This is a genomic window from Janthinobacterium sp. HH106 (genome assembly GCF_001758725.1).
Classification (GTDB): Bacteria; Pseudomonadota; Gammaproteobacteria; order Burkholderiales; family Burkholderiaceae_D; genus Janthinobacterium.
The window spans coordinates 169,709-185,402 of sequence record NZ_LRIC01000012.1; the positions used below are offsets into that span (position 1 = coordinate 169,709).

A 15,694-nucleotide genomic window follows, 5' to 3' on the forward strand; every position below is an offset into this window, starting at 1 on the left:
CGGGGAAAGTTGCTATCATCATAGTATTTTCCGGCAGATCCGCTGTCCGGACTCACCCGCACAAGGACCAGCATGAGCAATCCCGACATCACCGTAGCAATGTTGAATGAACGCGGCACGGGCCGCCTGCCCGGCCACCTGGGCATCGTCATCACGGCCGTGGGCGACGGCCAGCTGACGGCGGAATTGCCCGTGCTGCCACATTTGCTGGCGCCGAACGGCTACCTGCACGCGGGCAGCGTGGTGACCCTGGCCGACACGGCGTCCGGCTACGGTTGCATCGTCAACCTGCCCGAAGGCGCGACGAATTTCACCACCATCGAACTGAAATCGAACCACCTGGGCACGGCCCGCGAAGGCACGCTCACCTGCACGGCCAAGGTCGAGCACAAGGGCCGCAACACGCAAGTGTGGGATGCCGTGGTGAAAAGCAAGGAAACGGGCAAGACGATTGCCCTGTTTCGCTGCACGCAGATGATTTTATATCCGAAATAAGCCGGTAGGTCGGGTTAGCAGCAGCGCTGCGTAACCCGACATTTCCTTATAGCCTGACCCAGTTACCTTTATACAAGATTGGTCCCGTCGGTCCGTTCGGATTCGGCGAACCGCCCTTTGGCTCCAGGGTGACGGCCAGCAGGGCCACGTCGCTGCCGAGGGCGCGCTGGGACAGGGCCAGTTTCACGTTGCCCTTGTCGGCGAGTAAACCCAGGGAGCGCGGGTTGCCGCTCTTCGGCACGGCCCACAGTTCCAGGTCGCGGTCGGCAGGCACGGGCGCGTTGGCCACCATGCGCACTTCGAGCGCGCCGTGGCGGCTGTCGGCCGTCAGCAGCAATGCCGTTTGCGCCTTCTCGTCCGTCAGGCTGGCGACATAGCTGATCTGCGGCGCCTCCATCACGCGCGTGGCCACGACGATCACCAGCAGCGCGGCGATGGCGCTCGACGTCATGCCCAGGCCACGCCAGAACGACAGCGCATCGCGCCACAACGCCCAGCCGCCCTGCGGCTTCAGGTGCAGGCGCTGCTCGATCTGCTGCCACACGCGCTTGGGCGGCGCCACGGGCGTGGCGAATTCCGCCATCGGTTCCAGGCGCTGGCGCCATTCGGCCGTGATATTGCGCAAATCGGCGTCGTTGTGCAGCCAACCTTCGAAACGCCGCCGCGCGCCCCCTTTCAGGGTGCCCAGCACGTATTCGGACGCCAGTTTCTGGCGCAGGGTGTCATTGCCGCGGATATTCATGATGCCTCCCGTTTCGCCAGGCACGTGCGCAGCCGTTCCAGGCTGCGGCGTATCCACGTCTTCACGGTGCCGATCGGCAGCGACATCTGCTGCGCCACTTCGCTGTGCGACAGGTCGTGATAAAACGCCAGGGCGACCACCTGCCGGTGCAGCCCTTCCAGGGCCGACATGCAAAACGCCAGCGCCTTGGCGTCACCGCTCATCTGCAGTGATTCGATCGGCGTGGCCTGGGGGTCCCGGAGTGCATTCATGACTTCGCTATCAAACTGTTCGGCATCGATTTCCACGGTATCGTCGCTGCGCCGCAGCACATCGAACGCCTTGTTGCGCACGATGGTGGCCATCCAGGTCATCGGCGCGGCCAGATGGCTCTGGTAAGCGGCGGCGTTGTTCCAGATGGCGACAAAACCCTCTTGCAAGGCTTCTTCAGCGAGCTCTTGCTTATGCAATATACGCAGCGCGAAGCCAAACAGTTTCGATGAGGTGGAGTTATATAGCTGGCGGAACGCCGTGGCGTCCTTGTTCCCGGTGGCAAGCAGCCAGGTTTTCAGTTGCTGCGGGTCGAGCGATTGAGCGGCTGGGGACACGGCTGGCCTTCACAAGGTGAATGGGATCACGCCTGGGAAGGTTATAACAGATTGACAACGCTTGGCAACAGGGTTTTGTGCCGTGTTATCCCGCGATGGCCGTTTCGAGCAATTTGTGCAGTTCGGCAAATTCCGGCTTGCCCACGTAGCGCTTGAGGATCTTGCCCTGCTTGTCGAGCACGAAGGTGGTGGGCGTGAGGGCCACGTCGCCGTAGGCCTTGGCCGCCTCGCCCGTCACGTCGAGCGCCACCTTGAACGGCAGCTGGCGTGTTTCGGCGAAATTCAGCACGTAGTTGGCCGGATCGTATTTCATGGCCACGGCCACGAATTCCAGGCCCTGCCCCTTGTACTTGTTGTAGGTGTCGACCATGTCCGGCATTTCCGCCACGCAGGTGGTGCACGAAGTGGCCCAGAAATTGACCATCACCACCTTGCCGCGCAGGCTGGCCGAGGTGATTTTCTCGCCATGGATGCCGTGGAAAGTCACGTCCGGCGCGCGTTGCTTGTCGTTCAGCGACAGATAGCCGGCCGCCGCCACGCCCGCCACGAACACGGCGATGAGGGCTGGCTTGATCCAGGACTTGCTTGCGGAGGGCGAAGTGGACATGGCAAAGTTTCACTAATGTAGAGCAACGATGCGGCCATTATAGACGCATCGTCAGTCTGGCGCCGTAGGTCAAACGGCGGAGGCGTTTATTGCTGGACCGTATCGCTGACCGTGCTGGTCGTGCGCTGCTGCGGCGGATCGGGCTGCAATTGCTTCAGTTCCGCTTCCGAAATGTAGTCGAACAGCTTGACCACTTTCTGCACGCCGCCCACGCCGCGTGCCACGTCGGCCGCGACCGTGCCTTCGCGCTGGGTCACGCGGCCCATCAGGAAGACGGTGCCGTTTTCCGTGACGACCTTGAACGAGGCGGCCGAGATGGTTTTCATGTCGACCAGGCTGGCCTTGACCTTGGTGGTGATCAGCGCGTCGTTCGAGCGCGAGGTATAGCTGGCCGGGCCGGCGATGATCAATTCATTGGCCACCGACTCCACGCCCTCGATATTGCGCACTTCGCGCTCGACGGCATTTTTCATCGCCTCGTCGCGCACTTCGCCCGTCAGCAGGACGCGGCGGTTGAAGCTGGTGACATTCACGTGGCCCGCATCGCCGACGATGGACGGGATGCGCGCCTCGCCCTTGACGGCGATCGACTTGTCTTCGGTCTGGGCGCCCAGGGTGCGGCGGTCCGCCGCGGCAACGCCGCCCATCACCGCGCCGCCGACCATCAATTCGATGCAGCCGGTGAGCGAAGTGAGCATGGCGCCGCACAGCAGTGCGGTGGCCAGCGGGCGTTGTACGCGTTTCCAGCCTGGGCCAGTACCGAATTTAGTCATTCACGTCTCCTCCGAATAGCGCGACGTCGATGCCGTCGCAGATGCAATGTATGGTGGTCAGGTGGACTTCCTGGATGCGCGCCGTGCGCTCGGCCGGCACGCAGATATGCACGTCGGCGTCCGTCAGCATCTTGCCGATGGCGCCGCCGTCCTTGCCCGTCAGCGCCACGACGCGCATTTCGCGCTCGAGCGCCGCTTCCACGGCGGCCATCACGTTGGCCGAATTGCCCGACGTGGAGATGGCCAGCAGGATGTCGCCGGCCTGGCCGAAGGCCTGCACCTGCTTCGAGAAGATCTCGCGGTAGCTGTAGTCGTTCGCCACGGCCGTCAGGATCGACGTATCCGTCGTCAGCGCCAGGGCCGGCAGCGGAAAGCGCTCGCGTTCGAAGCGTCCGACCAGCTCGGCCGCGAAATGCTGGCAATCGGCGGCGGAACCGCCGTTGCCGCAGGCGAGGATCTTGTTGCCGTTGGACAATGCATAAAACATCAGGTCGATCGCCTGCGCAATGGGTTGCGCCAGTACGGTGGCGGCCTGGATCTTGAGTTCGGCACTTTCGTGGAAGTGCGAGAGGATGCGTTGATTATTCATAGTCTGCCGATTATAGTGCAGGCGCGCGGCATGGCGGACAAGCACTGTTAAAAATGCTTACATATCGAGGATGTTCTTCAGCCAGCTGATGCGCCCGCCATCGATGGCCAGCGCGTCGAAGCGGCATGGCGGCACGGTTTTTTGTCCCAGCAGCCAGGTTTGCGCGGCCACCACCATGCGCCGCTGCTTGGCGGGCGTGATGCTGGCCAGGGCACCGCCGAAGGCCGCACTGCTGCGCAGCCGCACTTCGACGAAGACGATGGAGGCGCCATCGCGCATGATCAGGTCCAGCTCGCCGCCCTTGCACAGATAATTGCGTTCCAGCAGCACCAAGCCTTGCAGCAACAGATACGCGAGCGCATCGTCTTCCCCCTGCCGTCCCCGTTCCCGTTTGTTCCAGAAGGGCGGCATGGCGGTGTCCTTATTGTACCGGCGGCGCGGCAGGCGGAGCCGGTGGCCAGGTGCCCAGCACGCCCTGCTGGTAGGTGGCGGCCTGTTCCGTGCGTTCGAACACGCTTTGATCATTCTCAAAGCGCACGGCCAGGCGGCCCGTCACGCCGTCGAGCGTGAATGGTGTGTTCGGCCGCAGCGCCACTTCGCGCGCCACGCGGAAGGCGTCGATGCCCAGTGCGTACAGGCGTTCCATATCGGCTGTCGGGCGGACGTCGCCTGACTGCGGCGGCTGCGGATACACCATCACTTGCGGATGGTCGCGCTGCACTTGCCAAGGCAGGTCCAGCAGGCGCGCGCCGTCGAGTTCGGGGCCGCTGGCGCCGCGCCCGGCGCCGGGGTTCAGTGACGAGGTGCCATACAGGGGCAGGTCGCTGCCGATGGCCACGCGCAGCTGGCGCGCCTGGTCGGCGTCGAGCGCGGCAAACAGCAGGCCCGGCGGCGTCGCGGCCAGGCGCGCGCGCAGCTGCACCAGTTCCGCATCGCTCAGGTAGCCATTCGTGGCCGTCAAGTCCATCACATCGACTTTGCCGCCCTGGCGCAGCCATTCCTGCTTGAAGGCGGCGCTGATGCGGCGCTGCGAAGGCGAACCGGCCGACAGGATCAGCGCGCTGGCGCCCGGCTGTTCGCTGGCGGCCCAGGCGGCGACCTGGCGCGCTTCCGCCTCGATCGACAGGCCCATCACCAGCAGCTTGGCCGGCAGGCGCGCTTCGCCGCGGTTGTCCGGGTGGTTCAGGGCGATCGTTGGCTTGCGTACCAGATCGCTGTTCGCCACGGCCGTCACGGCCGAGCGCGACAACGGTCCGACGACGACGTCCTGTTCCTCTTGCGCTTGCGCAAACTTGTTCAGCACGTCGCTGCTGCCGTCGCCCGTGTCGATCACCGTTACTTCGAAGCCGCTGCGGTCGCGCTCATACGCGGCCATGAAGCCGGCGCGCAGCAGTTCGGCAGCCGGACCCAGGGACGCCGAGCGCAGCGGCAGCAGCAGGCCGATGTGGTGCAGATTGCCGTCGGACGGCGCCGGTGCGGTGGCGGCCGGCATGTCCTGCGGCGTGCCAGTCGCCGGCTTGGTGGCGGTGGGCGCCAGCGGCGCGCCGCTGCCGTCGTACGCGGTAATGTCGGGCACGGCCACGGCAAACGTCACCGGTTCGGGCGCGGGCGGCTTGGGCGGCACGGGAGGCGGCAGCGGCTTCGGTGGCGGCAGCGCCCTTGTGTTAGATTCAATAGGCGCGCACAATTGCCCGGGCGCGTCGCAAGGCGTGCTGCAAGCGCTCAGCATGCCGGTCGCGGCACAAACAAGCAGTAACTTCACACTATTAGCAAGCATTCAACCTCCAAAATGACCGTACAAGAAATCAGTTCCATCGCCAGCCTGCCCATCATGACAGAGGCGGCGCACCAGGTCTATCCTATCGCAACATTGTATATAGTGGCCACGCCCATCGGTAATGTGACCGATATCAGCCTGCGCGCGCTGCACTTGCTGAGCCTTGCCGACGCCGTCGCCTGTGAAGATACGCGCAACACGGCGCACCTGCTGACGCGCTTCGGCTTGAACAAGCCATTGATTGCGGCGCATCAACATAATGAGCGCGAAGTGGCGCAGACCCTGATCGCGCGCCTGCAGGCGGGCGAGCGCATCGCCCTCGTTTCCGACGCCGGCACGCCCGCCGTGTCCGACCCCGGCGCGCGCATCGTCGACGCCGTGCGCGCGGCGGGACTGCGCGTGCTGCCCCTGCCCGGCCCGTCGGCGGCGATCACCGCCATCTCCGCCAGCGGCTTGTTGAATGACCAGTTCTACTTTGTCGGCTTCCTGCCAGCCAAGGCCAAGCAGCGCGAAAACATCTTGCACAGCCTGCGCGGCGTGACGGCGACCATGGTGTTCTATGAAGCGCCGCACCGCATCCTCGATTGCGCCACGGCCCTGGTGGAAGCGTTCGAGCCGACGCGCCAGGTGGTGTTCGCGCGCGAACTGACGAAACTGTTCGAGGAAATCCACCGCTGCCCCCTGTCGGAAGCGGAAAGCTGGATCCGTGCCGACGCGCACCGCGAAAAGGGAGAGTTCGTCGTCCTGCTGGAAGGCGCCACGCAAGCGCAGGACGCGGAAGACGTGGAAGCGGAACGCATCCTCAACATCCTGCTGGCCGAATGCAGCGTCAAGCAGGCGGCGAATCTGACGGCGCAAATCACGGGGCGCAAGAAAAACGCCCTGTATGAGCGGGCGTTGCAGTTGAAGGGGCAGGAATAAGGCGATTAGCTTGGCGGCTGGACATTGAGTGCACTTGCCGCCGCGAGCAATTGTTCCACATGCTCGATCAACTCGTCGACAAAGCCCTGCGTGACATCCAGCTCGCCCTCGTATTCGGCCAGGTTGCGCTTCTTGTGGGCCTGATTGAATAGCAGCCATTGCTGCGGCGTGAAACTCAGCGTGTGTTCCAGGCTTTGAAAGACGAGATAGCGGTTGTCGCTGCGATAACCATGTTGACGCAGCGCAGACAAGGCGGCAGCATGCGCCGCGTTATACGCGAGGTCGAAGCGGCTTTCCAGCGACAGTATCGGCTGCCTGGCATCGTGCGGGCGCACGGTGGCCGAGCGCAGCAAGCCCGCCCGTTCGCGTGCGTCCGGTGGCTCAGCCTTGAGCTGGCCGATGCGCGCCAGGTTCGCCAGCGCCTGTGAGCTTGAGGAGGTCATCATTGGCCCCTTTGACAAAAATTTTGGGCTGTTCGAGGACGCGCACGGCGAACGACTTGCCGTCGTCTATTCTTTGCCGCCATTCTTCATGTGTGTACAAGGTGGGGTTGATGCTGCGCCCCAGTTGCTGCTGCGCTGGCTGCAGCGCTGCCAGCAACTGGGCATTCGATGCCATGTTGCCGATGACCATCAGGTCGATGTCGCTGTGCGCCTGTTCCGTGCCCTTGGCCATCGAACCGTACACAAACGCCAGGTCGACTTCCTGCCAATACGGTTGCAGGGCCACGCGCAGCACATCGGCGACGCCAAAGGTTTTCAGCACGATGCTGCGCAGCTCGTCGAAGATCGGCGCATCATGATTTGCCTGGTAATGCTTCTGGTTGCCCACTTTCTTGACGGTCACCAGGGCCGATTTCACCAGCTTGGCCAGTTCGCGTTGCACGGCGCCCGAGCCGATGGCCGCGAAGGCGATGATTTCATTCGCATAGAAAGAGCGCTGCGCCTGGCCAAAGAGCAAAGCCAGCACGCGTTGCTGTGTTTTGGAAAACAATGTGTCTGCATATATACCCAATATGGGTATAGTCAAGCAAGCCCTCACCACTTGCAACCGCTATCCTTCTTGTCGAGCAACATCAGCACGGGCGCCAGCAAGCCCGCCCCTGCATAAGCGGTGCGGCAATCGCCGCGCTTGCCTTGGGCGATGTCGCGCGCCAGCTGGGTTTCCGTTTGCAGCGGTTTGTCGGGGATTTGCCCCACGGCCGTGCCCACCTTTGACGGGTCGCGTTCGCCCGCCATCTTGCGCGCCGTCTTCCTGGCCGCTTCCATGTCGAATTTCGGCGTTTCCGCAGTTTCTTGCCTGAAGGTGTCGGGACTGGCCGCCGGCGTGGCCGGTGAGGCCGGCACCACCGTGATGGCTTGCGGGCTGGATGCCGGCGCGGTGGCTGCCGCCGGCGTTTCCCGGACAGCGGCGCGTTTCTGCTTGCTGATGGGCTTGGGTTCGCGCTTCGGCTTGACGACCTCGACAGGCGGCGGGGGCGGCTTGGCGGCCAGCGGACGTATCCACACGGCGATCGATTCCACGCGCGGGGCCGTGTCCGGCGGCACAGGCGGCTGGACGTGGCGCCACAGATAGATCAAGGCGCCATGCAGCAGCAAGGACACGCCGACGCCCAGCGCGATGCCGCGGCGATTTGGCATGGGCTGGCCGCCGCCGCTGCTTCTTTCTATCCTGAACTCCATTGCCGTCGTCGCCTTCATGTCTGATCGGGAAAACTTGCAAACCCAGTGTCGCATACTTCAATCGTTTTGAAAAATACATGAGTCCCAGTGCCGCGCGTAAATAATTTACACAGAGTTTCACCTGACCCTTGACCGAAGTCGATACGGCCTGTATTATCTTGGTCTTCGGAGTGTGGCGCAGCCCGGTAGCGCACCTGGTTTGGGACCAGGGGGTCCAAGGTTCGAATCCTTGTACTCCGACCAAATTTGTAGAAAAAAACCCAAGAGTTTCGGCTCTTGGGTTTTTTTTCGTCTGTACGGTTCGGGCAGGTCGACGTAGGTCGGATTAGCGCGCAAGCGCGTAATCCGACAACACCAGGATCATGGCCAACATTGTTGTCGGGTTACGCGCTACGCGCTAACCCGACCTACGCCGCGAGGCGTTTCGCCGCCAGTGCATTGCCGGCGCGGCTGGAGCCCTTGCGCCCCAGCTGCTGCGCAATGAACTGGCCCGCATCGACCACCAGGTCCAGGTCGATGCCGGTGGCGATGCCCAGTCCCTGCATCATGTACAGCACGTCTTCTGTTGCCACGTTGCCGGTGGCGCCCTTGGCGTACGGGCAGCCGCCCAGGCCCGAGACGGACGAGTGATAGATCGTAATGCCCGTTTCCAGGCTGGCGTAGATGTTCGCCAGCGCCTGGCCGTAGGTGTCGTGGAAGTGGCCGGACAGGCCGCCCACGTGGAAAGCCGCGATGGCGCGCTGCATCACCGCCTGCGTCTTTCTCGGCGTGGCCACGCCGATGGTGTCGGCGATGTCGATCTCGTCGCAACCAAGGTCGCGCATGCGGCCCACCACGTCGGCCACGGCGTCGAGCGGCACGTCTCCCTGGTAGGGGCAGCCGAAGGCGCAGCTGATGCTGCCGCGCAGGCGCAGGCCGTGTTCCTTGGCTGCCTTCGCCACGCCTTCGAAGCGGGCGATCGATTCGGCGATCGAGCAATTGATGTTCTTTTGCGAGAACGCCTCGGAGGCCGAGCCGAAGATCACCACTTCATCGGCTTTTGCCGCCAAGGCGGCATCGAAACCCTGCATGTTCGGCGTCAGCGCCGAATAAATGGTGCCCGGGCGGCGCGCGATTCTCTCCATCACTTCCGCGCTGGTGGCCATCTGCGGCACCCATTTCGGCGAGACGAAGGACGCCGCCTCGATATTGGCAAAGCCGGCCAGGGTCAGGCGGTCGACCAGCTCGATTTTGACGGCGGCACTGATGGTGTCCTTCTCGTTTTGCAGGCCGTCGCGCGGCCCCACTTCGACGATCTTGACCTGCTTGGGCAAACTGGTAGTAGGGTTCATCTCAATATCCTTGCAAACGGTTGACGATGCCGGCGACCACGTCTCCGGCGTGCAGGCGGCGCATCTTGGCGGCGATCTGCGCCACGCTTTCGCGGCGCAGGGTAGCGGCCGAAATATGCGGCGTGATGGTGATGCGCGGTTCTTGCCAGAACGGGTGCTGCTGCGGCAGCGGCTCGTTGCGGAACACGTCGAGGGTCGCCCCGGCGATATGCCCGGAGCGGATCAGGGTCAGCAGATCCGGTTCGGCCAGATGCGCGCCGCGCGCCACGTTGATGATGTAGGCGCCTGGCAGCAGCATCGACAGGCGCGCGCGGTCGAGCAGGTTGTGTGTGTCCGGCGTGAGCGGCAGCATGCACACGAGCACGCGCGTGCCGTGCAAGAAGGCTTCCAGCCCTTCCTCGCCCGCAAAGCATGCGACGCCATCGACGTGCTTGCGGCTGCGGCTCCAGCCCCGCAGGGGGAATTCGAACTGCGCCAGCGCTTGCAGCACGCGGGTGCCCAGCACGCCCATGCCCAGCACGCCGACGGGAAAATCCAGCTTGTCGAAGGCGGGCAGCGGCTGCCAGATGCCGGCGCGGCCCTGCGCCTCGTAATCGTCGAAACGGCGGAAGTGGCGCAGCACGGCGTGGCTCACATACTCGGCCATCTGCACGCCCATGCCCGCGTCGTCGAGGCGTACCAGCGGTACGTGGGCCGGCAGCGCATCGCCGAATTTCAACAGCGCGTCGACGCCGGCGCCCGTGTTGAAGATGGCTTTGACGTTGGCCAGCTCGGGCAGCATGGCGGCGGGCGGCTGCCACACGACGGCATAGTCGCAGGGCGCGACCGCCTCGCCTTCGCGCCAGAAGTGGATGTCAGCTTCGGGCAGCAAGTCGCGGAAGTCGCTGATCCACGCCGCTTCCTTGCCGTCCGAACGTTGTAACAGGATGCGCATGTGCTTACCTTTATGCGGCAGCCTTGAAGGCCAGCAGCGGCGCGCCATCGGCCACCTGGTCGCCGACCGAATACAGCACGTCTTCCACCAGGCCGTCGTGCGGCGCGGCGATCGTGTGCTCCATCTTCATCGCTTCCATGATGACCAGCGGTTCGCCCTTCTTGACGTCCTGCCCTTTGTTCACCAGCACGGCGACGACCTTGCCCGGCATGGGCGCCGTCAGGCGGCCGCCCTCCGCTTCCACCTCGCCCGCATGCGCCATCGGGTCGCTGTAGTGCAGGGTGGTGTGCAAGCCGCCGGTGAATACGTGGAACTGCTCGCCGTCGCGCAGCACCGTGCCATGCACGGCACGCTCTCCCAGCTTGATGTGCAGCTCGTTGCCTGTGCGCGCCGTCAAGCTCAGGGGCTGGCCGTTGAACAGCCAGCCATCGGTCTTGTAGGCGATGCGCGCGGCATAGGTTTTGTCGTCGCTGGCCAGTGCGAATTCATCGGCGAACGACAGGCTGCGCCCCAGAGTGCTGTTCAAGCGCCAACCCAGGGCGTTGCCCCACGGGTCGGCGCGGTTGGCCGACTGCGCTTCGGCGGCCGTTTTTTCTTCCAGCAGCAGGGCGACGGATGCCAGCGCCAGGGCCGTGTCGGGTGCCGGCTGCAGGGCGGGGAACAGCGACGCCTGATTGCGCTCGATCAAACCCGTATCGAGATCGGCCGAGCTGAATGCCTGGCCTTCGACCAGGCGCTTCAGGAAGGCGATATTGCTGGCCAGGCCCACGATCTGGTAGTCGGACAGCGCCTGCGCCATGCGCGCCAGCGCTTCGCGGCGGTCCGCGCCCCAGACGATCAGCTTGGCGATCATCGGGTCGTAGAACGGCGAGATGGCGTCGCCTTCGCGCACGCCCGAATCGATGCGCACGGACGCCGGCACCACGGTGCCGCCCAGTTCGAACGTCACGGCCGATGGCGACTGCATGTGGCGCAGGGTGCCGATCGATGGCAAAAAGCCCTTTTCCGGGTTTTCCGCGTAGATGCGCGCCTCGATGGCGTGGCCGTGGATCGTCAATTCATTCTGTTTTTTCGGCAGCGGCTCGCCAAAGGCGACGCGCAGCTGCCATTCCACCAGGTCCGTGCCGGTGATCATTTCCGTTACCGGATGTTCCACCTGCAGGCGCGTGTTCATCTCCATGAAGTAGAACGAGCCATCCTGGTTGGCGATGAATTCCACCGTGCCCGCACCCACGTAGCCGACGGCCTTGGCGGCGGCGACGGCCGCCTCGCCCATGGCCGCGCGGCGGTCCGCCGGCATGCCCGGCGCCGGCGCTTCTTCCAGCACCTTCTGGTGACGGCGCTGCACCGAGCAATCGCGCTCGAACAGGTAGATGCAGTTGCCGAGCGTGTCGGCAAACACCTGGATTTCGATATGCCGCGGACGCGACAGGTATTTCTCGGCCAGCACCTTGTCGTCGCCGAAAGAGCTGATCGCTTCGCGCTTGCACGAGGCCAGCGCCGCCTTGAAGTCGGCGCTGTTTTCAATGACGCGCATGCCCTTGCCGCCGCCGCCGGCGGATGCCTTCAGCAGCACGGGATAGCCGATCTTGTCTGCCTGGCCGTGCAAAAATTCCGCATCCTGATTCTCGCCGTGGTAGCCGGGCACCAGCGGCACGTTCGCTTTTTCCATCAGCGACTTGGCGGCCGATTTCGAGCCCATGGCGCGCATGGCGGACGCCGGCGGGCCGATGAAGACCAGGCCCGCCGCGTGGCAGGCGTCGGCGAAATCGGCGTTCTCGGACAAAAAGCCGTAGCCGGGGTGGATCGCCTGGGCGCCAGTGGCCAGCGCCACGGCGATGATCTTGTCGCCGCACAGATAGCTTTCCTTGGCTGGCGCGGGGCCGATCAGCACCGCTTCGTCGCAGACGGCGACGTGCTTGGCGTTGGCGTCCGCTTCCGAATACACGGCGACGGTCTGGATGCCCATGCGGCGCGCGGTAGCGGCGACACGGCAAGCGATTTCGCCGCGGTTGGCGATCAGGATTTTAGTGAACATGGTCTCTCTCTATTCTCTCAAAAAGGGGCAGCTGTCTCTTGTCATGGACGTTGTGTGCTGGCGTGTCGGCTTACGCGCTTTGCGCTAAGCCGACCTACGCATTGGTGAGGCGGTATTCGCAGGTCGGGTTAGCCGGCACGGCGTAACCCGACAGGGCTGGATCAGCAGCCGCACTTCTCTTTCTGTACCGATTCCAGCATGGCGCCGCGCGTCTGCAAGCCCAGTTTGTTCAACAAGACGCGGTCGTCTTCCGCTTCCGGGTTGTCGGTGGTGAGCAGCTTGTCGCCATAGAAAATGGAGTTGGCGCCGGCCAGGAAGCACATCGCCTGCACGGCTTCGCCCATCTGGCGGCGGCCGGCCGACAGACGCACGCGCGCTTTCGGCATGGTGATGCGGGCCACGGCGATCGTGCGCACGAATTCGAACGGGTCCAGCGCTTCCAGGCCGAACAAAGGCGTGCCTTCCACCTGCACCAGGTGGTTGACGGGCACCGATTCCGGATACGGATTCAGGTTCGCCAGCTGGGCGATCAGGCCCGCGCGCTGCAGACGCGTCTCGCCCATGCCGACGATGCCGCCGCAGCACACTTTCAAGCCCGCTTCGCGCACGCGGCCCAAAGTATCGAGGCGATCCTGGTATTCGCGCGTGGAGATGACGTTGTCGTAGAACTCGGGCGCCGTATCGAGGTTATGATTGTAGAAGTCCAGGCCCGCGTTTTTCAGGCGGTCCGCTTGTCCCTCTTCCAGCATGCCCAAAGTAGCGCATGTTTCCAGGCCCAGCGCCTTGACCTTGGTCACCATCTCTTCGACTTTTTCCATGTCGCGCTCTTTCGGGCTGCGCCAGGCGGCGCCCATGCAGAAGCGCGTGGCGCCGTTGGCTTTCGCCTGGCGGGCCGCGTCGAGCACCGTGTCGATGTCGAGAATTTTCTTCGCTTCCACGCCCGTGTCGTAGCGGGCCGCCTGCGGGCAGTAGCCGCAGTCTTCCTCGCAGCCGCCGGTCTTGATCGACAACAGGGTCGCCAGTTCCACGTCGCCGTCGGGGAAGTTGACGCGGTGGGTTTGCTGGGCCTTGAACATCAAGTCATTGAATGGCAGGTCGAACAGGGCCAGCACGTCGGCGACGGGCCAGGTGGCCGCTTCCGGCACGGTGATGCGCGCCGCTGGGCGGTGCAGTTCGACGGTTTTTGCTGCTTCTTGGACGTGAGACATGTGATTCCTTCGTTTCTATTTTTGAATGCGTTTAAGTGTTGGGATGCTGCGCCGGCCAGTTGGGCAAGCCGGTGAAATCGAGATACGCCGCCGCCGCTTCCGCCGTGGGTTGCGCCAGGCGCGGCACCCTGCCCAGCAGCGGCGCCGGGATGCGCTCGATCAGCGCATCGATATTTTCGTCGAGGAAGCGCATTTCCACTTCCAAGGTGTTGGCGACCCAGCCGATCACCGTCAGGCCGCGCGCCTCGATGGCTTCCACCGTCAGCAAGGCCTGGCTGATGCAGCCCAGACGCATGCCGACCACGAGGATCACGGGCAGGTCGAGCTGCTGCGCCAGGTCGGCCGAGTCGAAACCTGGCGACAGCGGCACGCGGAATCCGCCCACGCCTTCGACCACGACCGCGTCCGAGGCGGCGGCGATTTCCAGGTAGGCGGCCAGGATGGGTACGGACTCGATGCTCACGCCTTCCAGCGCGGCGGCGATGTGCGGCGCGGCCGGTTCCTTCAGCATGTAGGGCGTGGTCAGGCTGCGCAGCATGGTGACGTTGCCGGCGGCGATCAGGCTGTCGGCGTCTTCATTATGCAGCTCGCCGTCGCGCATCTCGGCGCCGGCGGCCACGGGCTTCATGCCGCAGGCGCGCACGCCGCGCGCCACCAGCGCGTGCAGCAGGGCTGACGAGGTCAGGGTCTTGCCGATTTCCGTGTCGGTGCCGGTGACGAAACAGGCAAAGCGCGAGGGCAGGCCGATGGTGGCCGGCGCCGGCTGCACGGCCGGCGCCAGGTCCGCCAGCACCTCGGCCACGATAGGGTCATCAAGGCTCATGGCGAGTCCTTTCCAGGGTGTTGACTGCGTTGATCAATTGCGCCACTTCCTGCGCCGTATGGCCGGCCGACAGGGTCACGCGCAGGCGCGCCGTGCCGGCAGGGACCGTGGGCGGGCGGATGGCGCCGACCCACAGGCCTTGCTGGTACAGATTCGCGGCGACGGCCAGCATGTCCGCGTTCTCGCCGATGATGACGGGCTGGATGGCGGACAGCGATGGCAAGGCTTGCCAGTGCTGCAGCTGCAAGCCTTCGTTCCACTGCGCCACCAGCGCCGCCAGGTGCATCCGGCGTTGTTTTCCTTCTTCACCGGCGATGATGTCCAGGCTGGCCAGCAGCGCATGCGCGAGCGCGGGCGCGGCGGCCGTGGTGAAGATGTAGGGGCGGGCCTTCTGGATCAGCGTCTCGATCACGGCCTCATGCGCGCAAACGAAGGCGCCGCCCACGCCGGCCGATTTGCCCAGGGTGCCCACGTAGACCAGATACGGCGAATGCAGGTCGAAGTATTCCAGCGCGCCGCGGCCATTCTCGCCCAGCGCGCCGAAGCCGTGCGCGTCGTCGACCACCAGCCAGGCGCCATATTGTTCGCACAGGGCCAGCAGCGCGGGCAGCGGCGCCAGGTCGCCATCCATGCTGAAGACGCTGTCGGTGACGACGATTTTCGTTTTGGCTTTGCTTTCCGCCAGCAGGGCCGCCAAGGCGTCGAGATCCGCATGCGGATACACGCGCGTCTTGACGCGGGACAAACGCGTGCCGTCGATCAGCGAAGCGTGGTTCAGCGCTTCCGAGAAGATCTCGGCTTCGGCATCACCGGCCGCCAGGGCCGTCAGCACGGCTAAATTGGCCATGTAGCCGGTACAGAAATACAACGCGCGCGCCTGTTCCAGGTTGGCGCCGACAAACGCGGCCAGGCGCTCTTCCAGCTGTGCGTGGGCGCGGCTATGGCCGCTGATCAAATGCGAAGCGCCGCTGCCGGCGCCATACAGGTCGGCGCCCTCTTTCAGCGCATCGACGATGCGCGGATGCGACGCCAGGCCCAGGTAGTCATTGCTGCAAAAGGCCAGCATGTCGCGCCCATCGACCGTCAGGCGCGGCGCGCACGGCGTGTCGACGGTGCGGCGGCGGCGGATCAGGCTGCGCTCTTCCAGCCCCTGCAACTGCTGCTTCAAGCGCGTGAGCAGTTCCATC

The 15,694-nt window shown here is 64.5% G+C and carries 18 protein-coding genes and 1 tRNA gene; 3 read left to right on the forward strand and 16 right to left on the reverse strand.

Going from position 1 to position 15,694, the window contains the following annotated elements; translation table 11 throughout:
• Positions 1-72 precede the first annotated feature (72 nt).
• Positions 73-495 carry a PaaI family thioesterase gene (locus tag JAB8_RS06855; protein WP_070288962.1) on the forward strand — a complete coding sequence of 141 codons (423 nt, stop codon included), beginning with the start codon at positions 73-75 and terminating at the stop codon, positions 493-495.
• A 46-nt stretch (positions 496-541) separates the two neighbouring features.
• Here the strand turns inward: JAB8_RS06855 and JAB8_RS06860 are convergent, their stop codons facing one another.
• From JAB8_RS06860 to JAB8_RS06890, 7 genes are all read right to left on the reverse strand, one after another.
• On the reverse strand, positions 542-1,237 hold the full coding sequence (locus JAB8_RS06860) for an anti-sigma factor (RefSeq protein ID WP_070288963.1): 696 nt from the start codon (positions 1,235-1,237) through the stop codon (positions 542-544).
• Positions 1,234-1,824, reverse strand: coding sequence for a sigma-70 family RNA polymerase sigma factor (locus tag JAB8_RS06865; protein WP_070288964.1), 591 nt, complete (start codon positions 1,822-1,824; stop codon positions 1,234-1,236). Before JAB8_RS06865 ends, JAB8_RS06860 begins: the two co-directional genes overlap by 4 nt.
• A gap of 85 nt (positions 1,825-1,909) precedes the next feature.
• Positions 1,910-2,431, reverse strand: a complete 522-nt coding sequence (locus tag JAB8_RS06870) for a TlpA disulfide reductase family protein (protein ID WP_070223196.1) — start codon at positions 2,429-2,431, stop codon at positions 1,910-1,912.
• 86 nt (positions 2,432-2,517) lie between these two features.
• Positions 2,518-3,204: a BON domain-containing protein gene (locus JAB8_RS06875; protein ID WP_070223194.1), complete on the reverse strand. Its 687-nt coding sequence runs from the start codon at positions 3,202-3,204 to the stop codon at positions 2,518-2,520.
• A complete protein-coding gene (locus JAB8_RS06880; RefSeq protein WP_034752465.1) occupies positions 3,197-3,793 on the reverse strand; it encodes a phosphoheptose isomerase in 597 nt (198 codons plus the stop codon). The genes JAB8_RS06875 and JAB8_RS06880 overlap by 8 nt, the downstream gene beginning before the upstream one ends.
• A 57-nt stretch (positions 3,794-3,850) precedes the next feature.
• The gene (locus tag JAB8_RS06885) at positions 3,851-4,204 is read right to left on the reverse strand and encodes a YraN family protein (RefSeq protein ID WP_070288965.1); all 354 of its coding nucleotides are present in this window, start codon (positions 4,202-4,204) and stop codon (positions 3,851-3,853) included.
• A 10-nt stretch (positions 4,205-4,214) separates the two neighbouring features.
• Positions 4,215-5,417: a penicillin-binding protein activator gene (locus JAB8_RS06890; protein ID WP_083287595.1), complete on the reverse strand. Its 1,203-nt coding sequence runs from the start codon at positions 5,415-5,417 to the stop codon at positions 4,215-4,217.
• Between the two features lie 165 nt (positions 5,418-5,582).
• Between JAB8_RS06890 and rsmI the strand changes: the two genes are divergently transcribed.
• Positions 5,583-6,491, forward strand: a complete 909-nt coding sequence (gene rsmI, locus JAB8_RS06895) for a 16S rRNA (cytidine(1402)-2'-O)-methyltransferase (protein WP_070288967.1) — start codon at positions 5,583-5,585, stop codon at positions 6,489-6,491.
• A 5-nt stretch (positions 6,492-6,496) separates the two neighbouring features.
• Here rsmI and JAB8_RS06900 read toward each other — a convergent pair whose 3' ends face one another.
• The 3 genes from JAB8_RS06900 to JAB8_RS06910 are packed head-to-tail and all read right to left on the reverse strand — an operon-like array spanning position 6,497 to position 8,131.
• Positions 6,497-6,937: a hypothetical protein gene (locus tag JAB8_RS06900; protein WP_230504465.1), complete on the reverse strand. Its 441-nt coding sequence runs from the start codon at positions 6,935-6,937 to the stop codon at positions 6,497-6,499.
• Complete coding sequence (locus tag JAB8_RS06905; protein WP_254679464.1) at positions 6,873-7,484, reverse strand: nucleotidyltransferase domain-containing protein; 612 nt, start codon at positions 7,482-7,484, stop codon at positions 6,873-6,875. The genes JAB8_RS06900 and JAB8_RS06905 overlap by 65 nt, the downstream gene beginning before the upstream one ends.
• A 44-nt stretch (positions 7,485-7,528) precedes the next feature.
• Complete coding sequence (locus JAB8_RS06910; protein ID WP_070288970.1) at positions 7,529-8,131, reverse strand: hypothetical protein; 603 nt, start codon at positions 8,129-8,131, stop codon at positions 7,529-7,531.
• A gap of 208 nt (positions 8,132-8,339) precedes the next feature.
• Between JAB8_RS06910 and JAB8_RS06915 the strand changes: the two genes are divergently transcribed.
• Positions 8,340-8,416, forward strand: a tRNA-Pro gene (locus JAB8_RS06915).
• Between the two features lie 164 nt (positions 8,417-8,580).
• Here the strand turns inward: JAB8_RS06915 and JAB8_RS06920 are convergent.
• The 6 genes from JAB8_RS06920 to bioF form a co-directional block, all read right to left on the reverse strand.
• Positions 8,581-9,504, reverse strand: a complete 924-nt coding sequence (locus JAB8_RS06920; protein WP_070288971.1) for a hydroxymethylglutaryl-CoA lyase — start codon at positions 9,502-9,504, stop codon at positions 8,581-8,583.
• Position 9,505: 1 nt separating this feature from the next.
• On the reverse strand, positions 9,506-10,438 hold the full coding sequence (locus tag JAB8_RS06925; RefSeq protein ID WP_070289002.1) for a glyoxylate/hydroxypyruvate reductase A: 933 nt from the start codon (positions 10,436-10,438) through the stop codon (positions 9,506-9,508).
• A 10-nt stretch (positions 10,439-10,448) separates the two neighbouring features.
• On the reverse strand, positions 10,449-12,476 hold the full coding sequence (locus JAB8_RS30230; protein WP_070288972.1) for an acetyl/propionyl/methylcrotonyl-CoA carboxylase subunit alpha: 2,028 nt from the start codon (positions 12,474-12,476) through the stop codon (positions 10,449-10,451).
• A 161-nt stretch (positions 12,477-12,637) separates the two neighbouring features.
• Positions 12,638-13,684, reverse strand: coding sequence for a biotin synthase BioB (gene bioB, locus JAB8_RS06935; RefSeq protein WP_070288973.1), 1,047 nt, complete (start codon positions 13,682-13,684; stop codon positions 12,638-12,640).
• 31 nt (positions 13,685-13,715) lie between these two features.
• Positions 13,716-14,507: a dethiobiotin synthase gene (gene bioD / locus JAB8_RS06940; RefSeq protein WP_070288974.1), complete on the reverse strand. Its 792-nt coding sequence runs from the start codon at positions 14,505-14,507 to the stop codon at positions 13,716-13,718.
• Complete coding sequence (gene bioF / locus JAB8_RS06945; RefSeq protein ID WP_070288975.1) at positions 14,497-15,693, reverse strand: 8-amino-7-oxononanoate synthase; 1,197 nt, start codon at positions 15,691-15,693, stop codon at positions 14,497-14,499. Before bioF ends, bioD begins: the two co-directional genes overlap by 11 nt.
• Between the last annotated feature and the right edge of the window lies 1 nt (position 15,694).